The organism is Bacillus aerius (assembly GCF_029894105.1).
Lineage (GTDB): Bacteria > Bacillota > Bacilli > Bacillales > Bacillaceae > Bacillus > Bacillus altitudinis.
This window is the reverse complement of the sequence record NZ_JARYHO010000001.1, coordinates 1786347-1801984: the sequence shown is the minus strand read 5'-3', so window position 1 is coordinate 1801984 and position 15638 is coordinate 1786347. Positions and strand designations below refer to the sequence as shown.

Annotated in this window: 18 protein-coding genes; 12 read left to right on the top strand and 6 right to left on the bottom strand. The window is 38.2% G+C overall.

Features of this window, described 5'->3' with window-relative positions; all coding sequences use genetic code 11:
* Nucleotides 1-44: 44 nt before the first annotated feature.
* The gene (locus M2353_RS09230; protein WP_284725301.1) at nt 45-1148 is read left to right on the top strand and encodes a threonine synthase; all 1104 of its coding nucleotides are present in this window, start codon (nt 45-47) and stop codon (nt 1146-1148) included.
* Between the two features lie 226 nt (nt 1149-1374).
* On the opposite strand, the gene M2353_RS09225 is transcribed toward M2353_RS09230, so the two are convergent.
* Entirely contained in the window at nt 1375-1719 is a 345-nt protein-coding gene (locus M2353_RS09225) for a winged helix-turn-helix transcriptional regulator (RefSeq protein ID WP_017359567.1), read from the bottom strand.
* 123 nt (nt 1720-1842) lie between these two features.
* On the opposite strand from M2353_RS09225, the gene M2353_RS09220 reads away from it, so the two are divergent.
* Nucleotides 1843-2424, top strand: coding sequence for an NAD(P)H-dependent oxidoreductase (locus M2353_RS09220; protein WP_284725300.1), 582 nt, complete (start codon nt 1843-1845; stop codon nt 2422-2424).
* 371 nt (nt 2425-2795) lie between these two features.
* Here M2353_RS09220 and M2353_RS09215 read toward each other — a convergent pair whose 3' ends face one another.
* On the bottom strand, nt 2796-3383 hold the full coding sequence (locus M2353_RS09215; RefSeq protein ID WP_284725299.1) for a TetR/AcrR family transcriptional regulator: 588 nt from the start codon (nt 3381-3383) through the stop codon (nt 2796-2798).
* 226 nt (nt 3384-3609) lie between these two features.
* Between M2353_RS09215 and M2353_RS09210 the strand changes: the two genes are divergently transcribed.
* The 4 genes from M2353_RS09210 to M2353_RS09195 all read left to right on the top strand — a co-directional run bounded on the left by M2353_RS09210 (nt 3610) and on the right by M2353_RS09195 (nt 6481).
* Nucleotides 3610-4254, top strand: coding sequence for an NAD(P)-dependent oxidoreductase (locus tag M2353_RS09210; RefSeq protein ID WP_039167765.1), 645 nt, complete (start codon nt 3610-3612; stop codon nt 4252-4254).
* Nucleotides 4255-4381: 127 nt separating this feature from the next.
* Entirely contained in the window at nt 4382-5002 is a 621-nt protein-coding gene (locus M2353_RS09205) for an FMN-dependent NADH-azoreductase (RefSeq protein WP_058337567.1), read from the top strand.
* Nucleotides 5003-5126: 124 nt separating this feature from the next.
* On the top strand, nt 5127-5840 hold the full coding sequence (locus tag M2353_RS09200) for a DsbA family oxidoreductase (RefSeq protein ID WP_284725298.1): 714 nt from the start codon (nt 5127-5129) through the stop codon (nt 5838-5840).
* Between the two features lie 188 nt (nt 5841-6028).
* Entirely contained in the window at nt 6029-6481 is a 453-nt protein-coding gene (locus M2353_RS09195) for a VOC family protein (RefSeq protein ID WP_284725297.1), read from the top strand.
* Between the two features lie 258 nt (nt 6482-6739).
* Here M2353_RS09195 and M2353_RS09190 read toward each other — a convergent pair whose 3' ends face one another.
* Entirely contained in the window at nt 6740-6889 is a 150-nt protein-coding gene (locus M2353_RS09190; RefSeq protein ID WP_284725296.1) for a hypothetical protein, read from the bottom strand.
* Between the two features lie 285 nt (nt 6890-7174).
* Here M2353_RS09190 and M2353_RS09185 point away from each other — a divergent pair, with 285 nt between their 5' ends.
* Genes M2353_RS09185 through arsC form a run of 3 tightly spaced genes read left to right on the top strand, consistent with a single transcriptional unit; the run spans nt 7175 to nt 9267 of the window.
* Entirely contained in the window at nt 7175-7522 is a 348-nt protein-coding gene (locus tag M2353_RS09185) for a metal-responsive transcriptional regulator AseR (RefSeq protein WP_425332870.1), read from the top strand.
* A 12-nt stretch (nt 7523-7534) separates the two neighbouring features.
* Nucleotides 7535-8833 (top strand): arsenic transporter, encoded by a 1299-nt coding sequence (locus M2353_RS09180; RefSeq protein WP_284725295.1) that lies wholly within the window; start codon nt 7535-7537, stop codon nt 8831-8833.
* 14 nt (nt 8834-8847) lie between these two features.
* Entirely contained in the window at nt 8848-9267 is a 420-nt protein-coding gene (gene arsC, locus M2353_RS09175; RefSeq protein ID WP_100325054.1) for an arsenate reductase (thioredoxin), read from the top strand.
* Nucleotides 9268-9472: 205 nt separating this feature from the next.
* On the opposite strand, the gene M2353_RS09170 is transcribed toward arsC, so the two are convergent.
* Complete coding sequence (locus M2353_RS09170; RefSeq protein ID WP_284725294.1) at nt 9473-10027, bottom strand: sugar O-acetyltransferase; 555 nt, start codon at nt 10025-10027, stop codon at nt 9473-9475.
* A 2-nt stretch (nt 10028-10029) separates the two neighbouring features.
* Nucleotides 10030-11193 (bottom strand): isocitrate/isopropylmalate dehydrogenase family protein, encoded by a 1164-nt coding sequence (locus M2353_RS09165; protein ID WP_284725293.1) that lies wholly within the window; start codon nt 11191-11193, stop codon nt 10030-10032.
* Between the two features lie 77 nt (nt 11194-11270).
* Here M2353_RS09165 and M2353_RS09160 point away from each other — a divergent pair, with 77 nt between their 5' ends.
* The 3 genes from M2353_RS09160 to M2353_RS09150 all read left to right on the top strand — a co-directional run bounded on the left by M2353_RS09160 (nt 11271) and on the right by M2353_RS09150 (nt 13141).
* Nucleotides 11271-12443, top strand: a complete 1173-nt coding sequence (locus M2353_RS09160) for an MFS transporter (protein ID WP_047946220.1) — start codon at nt 11271-11273, stop codon at nt 12441-12443.
* A gap of 195 nt (nt 12444-12638) precedes the next feature.
* Entirely contained in the window at nt 12639-12986 is a 348-nt protein-coding gene (locus M2353_RS09155; protein ID WP_284725292.1) for a hypothetical protein, read from the top strand.
* Nucleotides 12987-13015: 29 nt separating this feature from the next.
* Nucleotides 13016-13141: a hypothetical protein gene (locus M2353_RS09150; protein ID WP_008343787.1), complete on the top strand. Its 126-nt coding sequence runs from the start codon at nt 13016-13018 to the stop codon at nt 13139-13141.
* A gap of 53 nt (nt 13142-13194) precedes the next feature.
* Here the strand turns inward: M2353_RS09150 and parC are convergent, their stop codons facing one another.
* Complete coding sequence (parC, locus tag M2353_RS09145; RefSeq protein ID WP_284725291.1) at nt 13195-15636, bottom strand: DNA topoisomerase IV subunit A; 2442 nt, start codon at nt 15634-15636, stop codon at nt 13195-13197.
* Nucleotides 15637-15638: the final 2 nt, after the last annotated feature.

The following is a 15638-nucleotide window of genomic DNA, read 5'->3' as shown; positions in this document are numbered from 1 at the left end:
AATTATATTTTGTATAAAAAAATATCCAAAGGGGTAGATGATGAATGAATCAATTAAGTTGTAACCATTGCGGGGAAAAATATGAGATGACACCAACTCTATGGAAATGTGATTGTGGTGGAGTATTAAATCTAGTGAAAGATACCCCGAAAATAGACGTCACAGCTTGGGAGCACTATCCAAATTCATTATGGCGTTATGTTGAAACCATGCCATTTCCAAAAGGTTCTAGGACGTGGGAAACTGTGACAATGGGCGAGGGCCAATCTCCTTTAATCGTTCTCGATTCTAATGAGCCAAACACTTATGTAAAAGTTGATTATATGATGCCGACACTATCATTTAAAGACCGTGGAGCAGCTGTGTTAATGACAAAAGCTAAGGAATTAGGGGTAACAAAAGTCATTGCTGATAGCAGCGGGAATGCAGGAACGGCAATTGCTGCGTATGCTGCGCGTTGTGGTATTGCCTGTGACATCTATCTAAGTGATCAAACATCACCTAAAAAAGTCGCTCAAATAAAAGCCCACGGAGCAACGATTAAAGAAATTCATGGTACACGAGAGGACATTGCAGCTGCTGCCCAAAAGGCAGTAGACGAGGAAAACGTTTTTTATGCAAGCCATGTCTATAACCCTTATTTTTTCGAAGGTACAAAAACATACGCCTATGAAATCTATGAGCAACTAAAAGGAGCACCGGATGCTTTAACCATTCCGGTTGGAAACGGCACTCTGCTGCTCGGTGCGTATTATGGCTTTAGAGAGTTATTCGAAAATGGTCTCATTCATAAAATACCGAAAATTGTTGCTGTACAAGCGAAAAACTGCGCACCCCTTGTGAAAGCCTATCAAAATGAAGAAGAATCAGCATCACCTGTCACAAATAAAGGGACCTTAGCAGAAGGGATCGCTATTGCTGCCCCGGCTCGCTCCAAACAAATTTTAGAAGCTGTATACAAGACGAATGGTACGTTTATTGATATTGAAGAAGAAGAAATTATACATGCACGCTCTAAACTGAGTGAGAAAGGATTTTATGTCGAAGTGACATCTGCCATCAATTTTGCTGGCTACATGAAATATCAAAAGGAATCAGAAGAAACCATTATCATACCTCTTTGTGGGGCAGGGATTAAATCAAAATAACCTTAGGACTCTGGTAGAAAGATGTTTGTAAGACCGTTGCAGTTAGATTACGTCAACTGATTCACAATTGGCCTGATGATGATATAGATAAGAAGAACGCTCTCTATCTGGCAGAAGGAATGGAGTTAGCGCATCAACAAAATGAGCCAATCGGATTGATATAAGGTGAGAAGAAAGCTACTTTAGAAAGCGTGTTTAAACCGTAGTAGCTTTCTTTCCACTCTACCTAATTATTTTTCATTTGTTCCTCTCCCCAATAACATATCTCATCTAATACAGGCATCAGTGATAAGCCCTTTTCAGATAAACTATATTCTACTTTTGGAGGCACTTGGGGATATTCTTTACGATGAATTAAGTGATCCGCCTCAAGCTCTTTTAGTGTATTGGTTAATGTTTTAAAAGAAATCGTTCCGAGCTTACGTTTCAGCTGATTATAGCGAACAGGACCATCGTTTGAATATAAAGCATACAGAACTGGCATTTTATATTTCCCACCAATTAATGACAAAGTATACCCAAAACCAGTATCTTTTAGCTCAGCTTTCGTCTGGAAGGACTCCTCATTCATTTTATACTCTCCTTTGGGTTAGTATCGCACTTTGATTACCGTACTTGTAGTATGTTATAGCATACAATAAAATGAATGTACATCAAAAAATGATGCAAAACTCAGAAAAAGGGTGAATGAATAATGAAAACGATTGTCTATGCACATCCTTGGGATGGAAGCTATAATCATGCCATTTTGACTTCCATAACAGAAAAATTAGAAACAAAGAGAGAACCGTTTCAAGTAATCGATTTATATAAAGATGGATTTAATCCTGTTTTTACAGCTGAAGAATTAAAACATTTTCATAAAGGAGAAACGCCTTATCCATTAGTGAAGGATTATCAAGAAAAATTAAAACAGTCAACAGAATTGGTATTTATATTCCCAGTCTGGTGGTGGGATCTACCTGCTATGTTAAAAGGATTTATTGATAAAGTGATGTTAAGCGGTTTCGCATTCATTGAAGATCAAAACACTGGTACTTTGAAAGGTTTATTGACAAATATAAAAAAAACAACCGTGATCTCAACATCTACAACAGATAAGGATTATATTGAATCTGAAGCTGGAAATGCTATTCAAAGCGTTTTTATTAACAGAACGCTAGCTGATTTGGGATTGAAAAATGAATCCACGAAATGGATTCATTTTTCTAGAGTGAATTTAACAACAGATGAAAAGAGAAAGCAATTTTTAAAAGAAATATCCCAGAATATTTGATTTACAGTACAACAAATAAGGCCCATCTTCTACGACCGATTTAATTTATTGAGAAGGTCGTAGAAGTTTTGAAATTTGAAAGAGGTGAGATTTAGACAAACAAAAGGATTGACTTGTACAAGAAGGTAAATGTAGATCCATTGTATGATCTGATAAACAATAGTCGTATAAGAATCCCACTATTTAAAGTAAGCTTTATAACTTTAGTGCTACACGTTTCAGCAGACTCTTTATCACCAGTCATTTAAGCAACAACAAATCGAGCCTGCCTAATTGACCTCTTGCACTCCTCCAAATACCCCACTATTTAAATCCATACCATTTCTGTGTTATAGCACTGCCGGCTCAAGCAGATTGTTAACATCATTTCATTAAAGAAAATACTGACTCATAACATTTCTAAAGATAGGCAGTGTCTTAGTCACTAGCTCTTCTGATGAAATAAGTCTTCCATCCTTATTCCATGTGTATGCAGCTCCGTATATCCCCCAACTTAGCATAGTAGATAGGGTTGTTACCATTTGTTTATCCTCTAATTCGATGATGTTTTTAGTTCCTTTTAGCATAAGATCAGCTATTAGTTTCTGTAACTCCTCTTTAATTTTACTTTCGATAATAGTTCCTAAAGAATGATAACCTTTGGGACATAGGTCGCTTATCTCTTTATGGTGATCACACATGGCTAGAAAAATATTTGCAATGACTTTTTCATTGAATCCATCGTGATCATTGAGTCTTTTTTTCAATTTGTCTGTAAATGTATTGGTGATTGTAGAATGTAACAAATCAAATTTATCGTCAAAGTGCGCATAAAATGTAGCGCGGTTAATAGTAGCCTTTTCTGTGATATCACGTACCGTTATATGGTTGAAATCTTTTTCACTAGCTAATGAAAGAAAAGAGTCTACAATCAACTGTCTTGTACGAAGGATTCTCGGATCTTTTTTTGGCATAATCATTTTTTCTTCTCCTTTTAGGGTTCATCATCTTGTCTAAAAACGACAATACATATAGAAGTGTTGCGTAAACTACATATTGGCTATTTTGGTTATTGTTTATTATTCTTTTTCATCTTATCATCAATTATACAACGCGCGTTGCTTAAATAACACATGTTATCACGAAAGATTTTTGATCAAGGAAATCATTGTGATCATTCTGAATAACAAAAGGAGATAGACGACCATGAATATCACTATTTTTGGGGCAACTGGTGCAATCGGTCAACTTTTAACACAGTTTGCATTAGAAAACGGAGATTTCGTTACGGTATATGTTAGAAACCCTGAGAAAATCAAGCAAAAGCATTCGAATTTACGCATTGTAACGGGTGAACTAACGAACACTTCAGCTATTGAAACGGCAGTTTCAGAAGCTGATGTCGTGATAAGCACCTTAGGTCCCGGCATTGATTTGTCTCGAAAACAAAAAGGTACACCGATCGCCGACGGACATAACCGAATTGTCAAAGCGATGAAGAAGTTCACCAAAAAAAGGTTGATTACACTCGCGACGCCAGCCTTGCAATCTGAAGACGATAAGAAAAGCTTATCGACGATATTGCCAAGAATATTGCCTAAACTTCTCATGCCAAATGGTTATGCCGAAATGAAGAAGATAGGAGAACTGATTAAACAATCGAACCTGGATTGGACAGTCGTTCGAATCATTAATCCTAATATCAAATACAACGGGCAATCTTACGGTTATTCATTCGGCGATCAGCCAGCCAAAATGTCCGTATCTAGGGAAAATGTCGCTAAACTCATGTATGACGCTGCTAGGCAACACCAATTAATCGGAAAAATGCCCATTGTTTATAATCATTAAATGAGCTTTTTGTATGAGGTTGTTGATTCAGCAGAAATTATAGGAATCATTTAGAGTCATACCAAAATATTGCGTGTGAATTCTTTTTATAAGTATTCAAAATCAAAATCATAAAGGGGAAATGATCATGTCAAAAGTATTATTTGTTAAAGGAACACCTCAAAGTGAGGAACAATCAAGAAGTACGCAAGTTGCTAGAGCATTTATCAATGAATATAAGGAAGTAAATCCAACAGATGAAATAATAGAAGTAGATGTCTATTATGCAAATGTGCCATTAATCGATGCTGATTTTTTAACTGGACAAAAGAAGTTAAGAAGTGGGGAAGTGCTAACAGATGTTGAAGCTCAAAAAATAGAAGCAGTGAATGCATTCACAAAGCAATTTATGGAAGCAGATAAATACATCATTCAGTCTTCAATGTGGAATTTAGGAATCCAACCTTTATTAAAAGCCTATTTTGATACAATCATGAGTGCTGGAAAAACGTTTAAATATACATCAGAAGGTCCAGAAGGATTGATGAAAGGGAAAAAAGCAATCCATATTCATGGAATGGGAGGATTTTATTCACAAGCAATTGGAATGGAACATTCTGATTCTTACGTAAGAGGTGCGCTGAAGTTTGTTGGAATTGAAGTGGAACCAACGATTTTTGTTGAAGGTATTGACTATGATCCAACTAAAGAAGAAGAAATTGTTACTTCAACAATTGAAAAAGCAAAAGAGGTAGCACGAACGTTTTAAAAAAGCATTGGTGGGATTAGTTAAAAAGATTTTAATTAACATCATCCCACCTCGCACGTTCAAAAGCGTAATAAAGAAGAATAGACAAAATACATTCATCAAAATCATAAAGGGGGAACATATGATGAAAGTAGAAATTTGGTCTGATTTTGTTTGCCCGTTTTGTTATATTGGCAAACGTCAATTTGAAATAGGGTTAGAACAGTTTGAACATAAAGAAGAGGTAGAAGTCGTATTTCGACATTTTCAATTAGATCCATATGCGAAAAAAAATACAGGAATGGATATCCATCAAGTATTATCCTCTAAGCATGGTGTCCCATATGAAAAAGCAAAAGTACTGAACAATCAATTGAAACAGAAAGCAAAAGAGGTTGGTTTAGATTATCAATTTGATACAATGATTCCTACGAATTCATATGATGCACTTCGTCTTTCTTATTATGCAAAAGAGAAAGGGAAGATTCGGGAGTTTATGGAGCGTATTTTGAAAGCTCATTTCACAGATTCACTAGATATCGGTGATCACGCAACACTTGCTCAACTTACAAGTGAAATAGGTCTTGATGGCAACGAAGCTTTGGATGTTTTATCAAATGATCAATATAGCGAGAATATCACAGCTGATAGAGCCGAGGGATCTAAAATTGGGATTCAGGGCGTGCCCTTTTACGTTGTGAATGATAAATATGTCATCTCAGGAGCACAACCTAGCGAAGTGTTTTTAGAAACATTACAACAGGTATGGAAAGAAGAGTACGCGAATCGTAAGGTTGAAGAGCATAAATTAGAGTCATCGCTCGATGATGATTGTTCAGATGGAACATGTAAATTTTAATGGATATTCAAAAAAGATTCAGAAATCACAAAAGAATATTATAGTATTTCAAGGCACAGGTATTGTTGTTCTAAATCTTGCAGTAGTGCCAACATCACTTGACTTGTATTGAACCTAATTTATAGCTGCTTTAAATACCACTTTATTATGAATCATTTACTTCCAAAAAATCAAAGGGGTTTAGCGATATGAAAAATACAATTTTCCAAGGCACAATCGAGCATTCAGGATTTGTAGTCCCCGATATCGAAGTAGCAGTTGAATTCTTCACTCATATTTTGGGTTTTGAAGTCTTGTTTCGGCCAGGACGGATGCAGTTTGAAGACGATAGTTTAAAAAGATACTTTGGGGTTCACGAACAGTCAATTGTAGAAGGGGCGGCATTTTTGCAATATGGCGGTAGAAAGATTGAACTGGTTCAATGGTCGACGCCAGATCAACAGAATGTTCACCTAAAACCCAGTGATATCGGTGTAGCCCATCTAGCTATTACAGTCACCAATATAGAAGAGGCTTTAAAATATTTTGCAGAACAGGCTGATGTTAAAGTTAGAGAGCTGAGCCCTCTTGGATTTTTCTATATCACAACTTCATGGGGGATGGAGATTCAAATAATGGAATTACCCCAAAAACCTTTATGACCTATCTAATTTGTACCAAGACAAGAACAAGGGTCCTTTAATTAGTTGAAACAATAACTGTATTTTTATTAATGGACCCTCTTTCTCCTTCTGATCAAAGGACACCAAGAAGGGTCCTTTCCATCTAGTTGACCTCTTACAGGCAATTGATCATTGTTTTCTCCTCTTAATAACTCACTAATATCCTGCTTTCTTAAAATCCATATCATTTCTGGGCTTTTTGATGTCTCTTTTAGCTTTGGCAGCTCGAGCAAAGTGTTAACAGCAGAATGCCCAATGCCAACTACTGCAATTCTGATACCGAGTCAGATCGCGATTTAAAATATCAGGAATACCATTCGATTGTTCATTTTCTGTCATAATCCCTTCAGCATTTATGGTTAGGGGTTTTCCACGTACCAGTGGCATGTATAACCGCCTTTGCCTCGTAAGTTTTTTCTTCTTGATTATATAATTTCACTCGAATGATAAAAGGCACAAGATCTCTGTCTTTTGTTTTTATCAACACCTTTTTGCCAATTAGGAGAACTGGGCTATTTAAATAAATATGTGGTTTCATTTGAAAAAGAGAAGTGGGTATTTAAATCAATCATTTTCACACGAATCAATCTTTGTTTGAATTCATATAATCAATTGATTATATAAGTTTTCAGTTATATACTATTGAAGGAGTTGAAAAGAGGGGGAATCATTGTGACTACAGATGTTTCAATTGGTGTGACACATATGTCGAATTGTTTAAAAACACTCAGTGATCAAACAAGACTGATCATGATGAAATTGTTTTTGGAGAAAGAATATTGTGTTTGTGAACTGGTAGACATGTTCGAAATGAGTCAGCCAGCGATTAGTCAACATTTACGAAAATTAAAAAAAGCTGGATTTGTTCATGAGAACAGAAAAGGGCAGTGGCGTTATTATTCAATCAATACACTGTGTCCAGAATTTGAGACGATTCGTATCATCTTAAATCAAATTGATAAAGAAGATGACCTTTTAAAAAGAATACAACAGAGCGCAACAAACATTTCTTGTTCGTAAGGAGGGATGGGTTTGAGTTTTGCCGTTTTATCATTAATCATATTTTTGTTCACTTTGGTATTGGTTATTTGGCAGCCAAAAAATTTATCCATAGGGTGGTCCGCTTGTGGAGGAGCTATTTTAGCTTTAATCGTAGGTGTTGTGAATGTTGACGATGTGATCACCGTGACAGGCATCGTTTGGAATGCGACTTTAGCTTTTGTCGCCATTATCGTCATTTCACTCATACTTGATCGAATCGGCTTTTTTGAATGGGCAGCATTGCATATGGCAAAGGCTGCAAAAGGCAGTGGGCTACGTATGTTTGTGTATGTGACCATCCTTGGGGCAATCGTCGCTGCTTTATTTGCAAACGATGGTGCAGCACTTATTTTGACACCCATTGTTTTAGCCATGGTCAGAGCATTACACTTCAATGAAAAAATTGTATTCCCTTTTATTATCGCGAGTGGGTTTATTGCAGATACAACGTCGCTTCCACTTGTCGTAAGTAATTTGGTGAACATTGTAACAGCCGACTATTTCAACATTACGTTTATTGAATATGCATCCAGAATGGTTGTTCCAAACCTTTTTTCATTGCTAGCGAGTATCACTGTGCTGTACCTTTTCTTTAGAAAGAGTATACCAAAACGCTATGATAAGACTGAGTTAAAGCAACCTAGGGAAGCAATAAAAGATCCAAAGATGTTTAGATCATCTTGGTATATATTGGCTTTTTTGTTGATTGGTTATTTTGCAAGCGAATTTTTATCTATACCTGTATCGGTTATAGCTGGAGTGATTGCCATTTTATTCTTGGTCATTGCACAAAAAAGCCCTGCTGTTCAAACAAAAAGCGTTCTAAAAGAAGCTCCTTGGGCGATCGTATTCTTTTCCATAGGTATGTACGTTGTTGTCTATGGCATGCGAAATGCAGGGCTTACTGATGTTCTTTCTAGCGTGATTCAAGCTGTAGCAGATCAAGGTTTATTGACAGGTACTCTTGGTATGGGATTTATCGCAGCGATTCTTTCATCTGTCATGAATAATATGCCGACGGTCATGATCGATGCATTAGCCATTTCCGGCACCGATACACAAGGAATGATGAGAGAAGCGTTAATATACGCAAATGTCATTGGTTCTGATTTAGGACCAAAAATTACGCCCATTGGCTCCTTAGCAACACTACTATGGCTTCACGTCCTTTCTCAAAAAGGGGTGAAGATTTCCTGGGGGACATATTTCAAAATAGGGGTCATTTTAACTGTACCAACACTATTCATCACACTTTTAGCGTTGTATTTCTGGCTAATGATTATACATTAAAGGAGACGATCAACATGTCAAAGAAAACAATATACTTTTTATGTACCGGTAATTCTTGCCGCAGTCAAATGGCTGAAGGTTGGGCTAAAAAATATCTTGGAGATGAGTGGAAGATCTATAGCGCTGGTATTGAAGCTCATGGATTAAATCCGAATGCTGTAAAAGCAATGAAAGAAATAGGGATTGATATTTCTCATCAAACGTCTGACCTGATTGATCAGAAGATATTGCATCACGCTGACTTAGTCGTCACACTATGCGGTGACGCAGCTGATAAATGCCCGATGACTCCTCCACATGTCAAGCGTGTCCATTGGGGCTTTGATGATCCAGCAAAAGCAGAAGGAACAGAAGAAGAGAAGTGGGCATTTTTCCAAAAGGTACGAGATGAAATTGGAGATCGATTGAAACAGTTTGCTGAGACTGGAAAATAGTGCTGCCGTTTGAGTCAATTGAATATAAAATCTAATAATAAAGAGGATCAAGTCAAAAGTTCTCTTTTTTTAATATCTAGTTTACATAATATATATTCTAGGAAGTTAATCAATAATTGAATTTTCTTTGTCTCATTATTAAGTATACTTATCTTATTGAGATAAAACAAAAAATGAAAAATCCAACGGTTGATTCGTCAGATTTTCATTCCTCTAAATGTTTTAAAATTTTTGCAGGATTCCCGCCAACAATCACATTTGCCGGAACATCTTTTGTCACAACAGATCCTGATGCAATGACAGCATGATCTCCGATTGTCACACCTGGATTGATAATGGCGCCGCCGCCAATCCACACATGATGTCCAATTGTGACTGGTTTGCCGAATTCAATACCTGTTTGACGTTCTTCTGGATTTAACGGATGTCCAGCTGTGTATATATGTACATTCGGACCTAACAAACAATGATCTCCAATTGTAATCTTGCAAACATCTAATAACACAGCATCAAAATTTGCAAAAAAATGCTCGCCAACCTCGATATTGTATCCATAATCACATTGTATTCTGCCTTCAAACACCACATCTTCTCCGCAAGCGCCTAAAAGTTCCTTTAAAATGGCCTTTCTCTGTGATGGCTCATTTGTTTGCTGATAGGCAAATGTCATTTGTCGCGCTTTTGCTCGATCTGCCATCAATGTGTGGTCATTTGGGTGATAGTATTCTCCTTTGATCATCTTTTCTTTTTCTGTTGTCATGTTCATCTCCCTTTTATTGAAAATTCATTCATCGTTTGAATGAATGCCTCGGTGAATTGTGTCGTCGTCTCATTTCCTCCTAAATCCTTCGTTTTCAAGTTCTTTTTTAAGCTCTCATCAAGAGTATGTTCGATCAGACTGGCTGTCTGTTTTAATCTTTCATCTTGATATTTTACATGTAGCCAGTTACAAAGCATTACTGTAGAAAGAATCATGCCCATTGGATTGGCGATATTTTGACCAGCTATATCAGGTGCTGAACCATGTGCCGCCTGTGCCATCGCTTGATTTTCGTTGCAATTTAATGAGGGTGCCATTCCTAAACTGCCGACTAGTTCCCCTGCAAGATCAGATAATATGTCGCCAAACATATTTTCTGTCACAATCACATCAAAATCACCTGCACGTCTCACTAAATGAGCAGCCATCGCATCAATATGAATATCCTCAACCTCCACTTGTGGATATGCTGTCGCTACCTCTTGACATGTTCGTAAAAACAAGCCAGATCCTAATTTGATCACGTTCGCTTTATGAACAATGGTGACTTTCCCCCTCCTCTCCACTGCACGTTGAAAGGCTGCGTGGGCAATACGGGTAATTGCTTTTTTTGTAAACACACCTGTAGATATGGCGACATCTGGTGTAATCATCCACTCTCCTGTCCCCTGATACATATTACGGTCTGGATAAAAACCTTCTGTATTTTCTCGAAAAATGACAAGGTCGACGCCACTGGCAACGCTTTTCACACCTGGCAGCGATTGCGATGGACGAATATTTGCAAATAAATCAAATGTATGACGCAGTTCTCCACTTGGATTTCTTCTTTCTTTCAATTGATCAGGATATGAAGCTGAATCATGAGGTCCTAATATCCAGCCATGGCATTTTTTCAAGGCGGCTATAGTAGAAGCTGGCACTGGATCTTGATGAGAATGAATGGCTTCAGCACCGATAGGACACTCTACAAATTCCACAAATGGTTCATTGAACTGTGACAACGCTGTCTTTAAAATACGCATACTAGAATAAACAATTTCCGGTCCAATCCCGTCTCCCTTTAAAATACCTATTCGATATGACATATGTATCGCCCCTTTTGTCTTTATTCTATCAAAGAATGATGAAGTTGGAATATTTTCTTCATGATGATCCTCCCTCATGTTATTTACAAATCAAGAAGTCTCCTTTATAATCGAGTAGATTTGTTCTGTATGACTACATAGATATGAGGGATTAGATGAAATTAAAGTGGTATAAAGCGATTATTGTTATTTTTACGATGTCTGGGATCTCCATCTCCACTTGGTTTTCAAGAACACCAGAAGTGAGAGATTTATTGCAAGCAGATACAGGCACAATGGGACTCATTTTACTCGGCTTATCTGTAGGTTCCATTGTCGGGCTGATTCTTTCCAATGTATTCGTTCGCAAAAAAGGCGGCCGAGTGGCGATTGTAGTCAGCGCTTTTTTGATGTTTATTGGATTCTCAACCCTTGCAATCGGCGCCGCCCTCTCTTCTACGCTGGTTGTCACTGCTGGTCTTTTTCTTTTTGGTTCAGGCTCAGGCATGTGCAATGTAGCCATGAACTTAGAAGGAACGGAGATTGAGTATCAGATCAAGAGAACGATCCTGCCGATTTTGCATGCTTCTTTCAGTATTGGAACGTTAATTGGTGCAGGTGCCGGAATTCTCTTTATTTATTTAGGTGTGTCTGTCCTCATTCACCTTCTCACCATTGCACTCCTTTTCTTTCTCAGCATCCTGATTTGTACACGGTTTATTCCGCACGGGACAGGAAAAGATCCGGATAAGACGCAGACAGAATCAGTTGAGGCTTCTCAAACATCATGGCTGAACAAACGGACGATCTCATTAGCGATGATTGCCTTATGTCTCGCATTTGTAGAAGGTTCTGCAAATGATTGGATTCCACTAGCAATGGTTGATGGCTATCAGGTTTCTCATTCAATGAGTACGGTCATCTATGCATTATTTTTGTGCGGGATGATTAGTGGCAGATTACTGAGCGGACGTTTCATTGATCGCTTTGGCAGGGTGCTGTTGCTAAGAGTCGCGATCTTATCTGCTGCCGCCGGACTATTCTTGGTGATTTTAAAGATTTCACTCGTCGTGTGTATGATATCTATCTTTTTATGGGGACTTGGCGCGTCCCTAGGCTTCCCACTGACCATTTCAGCAGCTGGTGATGATAGCCGCTATGCTGTCAAACGTGTCAGTATCGTCACTTTATCTGGGTATACAGCCTCTCTATCAGGGCCCCCTGTTTTAGGACTGCTCGCCAATCAAGTCGGTCTGCTTCATGCGTTTATTTTTGTTCTGTTTGCCATTTGTATTGCGGGAATCTTTACAAAAGCTGTTGCAAAACCGACATCAATACATTCTTTTTGAAAAGTGCCAGATCTTTGATCTCGGTACTTTTTTTAAATTTAATAAATAAAATTGAAACCTTTCACGAAGTGAAACAGTCCTATAGATGTCTTGATGTTTATCGCTTTTTTAAAGAGGGAAAGTAAAAAAATAAGACTTTTCAAATAACTGAAAACGTGGTAAGATCATGAAAATAAACAGGAAGGGGTGAGAAAAATGAAAAAAAATATGCTGTTAAAATTAGCAGTTTTATTCATAGCACTTGCAAGTTTTCATTTGTTCTCAATGCCTCATTCCGTTCAGGTATACCATCATGCAAAGGTGGTTGCTGATCAAGAATCACATGAAATGAAAATCGTTCAGACAGCAGGCGATGATAAAAAACAAAAACATGTGAACGCAGTATTTGCGGCATTTACAGCACTGCTAGCCATTGGCAGTATGGCAGCTGGATTTGCACGCATCACTTATACTGATCGATTTGACCGGAAAAAGAAGCATTTACTTGCAGTGTTCTACCAGTCTTCGAATTTCCGAGTAGCTCGTGTTAACCCAACCATTTAAATCAAACAAAAATTGGGAGGTTTTACACGATGTTATTTTTCTTAAGAGTATTCATTCTAGGTCTATTCTCTGTCACTTCACTTTCTCTTTTCGTTTACCAAGGAATTGAAGTAGTGCATGCCATCACAAGCATGTTTGGCAATCACGAGAGTTAAATTGACCTCATCATAAAAAACCCCCTGCCTTACGCAGGGGGTTTTCGATTTGCTTATTTATTGTCATCTTGGTCAGATGCAGCAGGTGATAAAAGAACTTGAATTACTTCTCCCTGCTCTTCCTCATCTAAAATAAACGATCCATTGCTATAACGATCATTTGCCCTTAGTGTGGAAATATCGAGCGGGATCGTGGCACCCTTTTCCGTATCAATCTCAAGTGTATCGTGCAGTGAAGCAGCAATCACAGCAACAATTCTGTGAGGGTTTTTCTTTAATTCTCTTAGCATGATCACTCCACGTTTTGCTCTTGATGTCTTATCAAATTCAGAGAGGTTCATCCGCTTCACAGCACCTCTTTGTGTCGTGAGAACAAGCACATTGTTCTTCGGATCAATGATTTGTCCAGAGACCACCTCGTCTCCGTCCTTCAAATTGATGCCTTTCACACCAGCCGCTCTCGGACCGACCACACTCACTTCTTCTTCATCAAACCATAATCCATAGCCATTTTTCGTTGCAATAAACAATTCTTGCTGACCTGTTGTAACATGAACATCTACAAGTTCATCATCACCTTTTAAATTCAAGGCGACAAGCGGTTTTGAATAGCGCTGCGCTTTATATTGGAGAAGCTCTGTTTTCTTCACCATACCGCCTTTTGTGAAGAACAAGAGATACGATGATTCATCGAATTCTTTAATTGGGATCGCTTTTTGAATGGTTTCATCGCGATCAATCGAAATAATATTCGTAATGTGCTGCCCCATGTCTTTCCAGCGTATATCTGGCAACTGATGAACTGGACAGTAAATGTAGCTCCCTTTATTCGTAAATAGCAGAAGAACATCTGTTGTATTCATTTCAAACTGGTGAATCAGTCGGTCTGTATCCTTCATACCGAAGTCCTTACCGTTTGATGCAGCATAGGAGCGCTGGCTTGTCCGTTTGATGTATCCATCTTTTGTGACTGTGACGTACACGTCCTCTGATGCGATCATCACTTCAAGGTTAATCTTAATTTCTTCAATTTTTTCCTCAATGACGGATCGTCTTTCATCAGCATACGTCTTTTTCAACTTCTTCAAGTTGTTCGTAATGACTTTAAACAGCTTCTTCTCATTCGCTAAAATGTCTTCAAGCTCTGCAATTCGCACGTCAAGCTCTCTTGCTTCGTCTCTTAGTTGAGTGATATCTGTATTTGTTAAACGATATAACTGGAGAGAAACAATCGCTTCTGATTGAGCTTCTGTAAAATCATATTTCTCCATCAAATTGTTTTTCGCATCACGCTTATCATTAGACGAACGAATCGTCGCAATGACTTCATCTAAAATTGACAAAGCTTTAATTAATCCATCTACAATATGATGACGTTCTTTTGCTTTTCGAAGCTCGTATGCTGAGCGGTTCGTCATCACTTCTTTTTGATGAGCAATGTAAGCGTCTAGTACAGTTGTAAGCGTCATTAAAGTCGGTCTTCTGTTATGTATCGCGACCATATTAAAGTTATATGGGATTTGCAGATCAGAATTTTTATATAAGAAATTCAAGACACCATTCGCATCCGCTTCTTTTTTCAGCTCTACAACAATCCGAAGGCCGGTACGATCCGTCTCATCCCGAACTTCAGAAATTCCTTCTACTTTTCTTTCAATGCGGAACTCGTCCATCTTTTTGACAAGATTGGCCTTATTCACTTCATAAGGAATTTCTGTGATCACGATTTGCTGGCGTCCACCGCGGATGGTTTCAATCTCCGCTTTTCCGCGAATCATAATCTTTCCTTTTCCTGTTTCATATGCCTTCTTAATACCATCCACACCTTGAATGATCCCGCCTGTTGGGAAATCAGGCCCTTTGATGACTGTCATTAAATCTTCAACCGTACAATGCGGCTGTTCAATTCGCTTAATCACACCATCAATCACTTCTCCTAGGTGGTGCGGCGGAATATCAGTCGCATAACCGGCTGAAATCCCTGTTGACCCGTTCACAAGAAGGTTGGGAAACATCGCTGGTAAGACAACAGGCTCTTTGCTTGTATCATCAAAGTTCGCGACAAATTCGACTGTCTCCTTGTCGAGGTCTTTTAAAAGCTCTGATGCAATTGCAGAAAGCCTTGCTTCCGTATAACGCATGGCAGCAGGAGGATCTCCGTCGATACTCCCGTTATTTCCATGCATCTCAATCAGCACGTTTCGCACTTTCCAATCCTGGCTCATTCTCACCATTGCTTCATAAACAGAAGAATCACCATGGGGATGATAGTTACCAATTACGTTACCGACTGTTTTGGCAGCTTTACGGAAGTTTTTATCTTGTGTATTTCCTTCTGCATACATTGCATATAAAATTCTTCGTTGTACAGGCTTTAATCCATCACGTGCATCTGGAAGTGCACGATCTTGGATAATATATTTACTATAGCGACCAAAACGGTCCCCAATCACTTCTTCTAACGGTAAATCATGAAATCGTTCTTGTTGTGCCATGT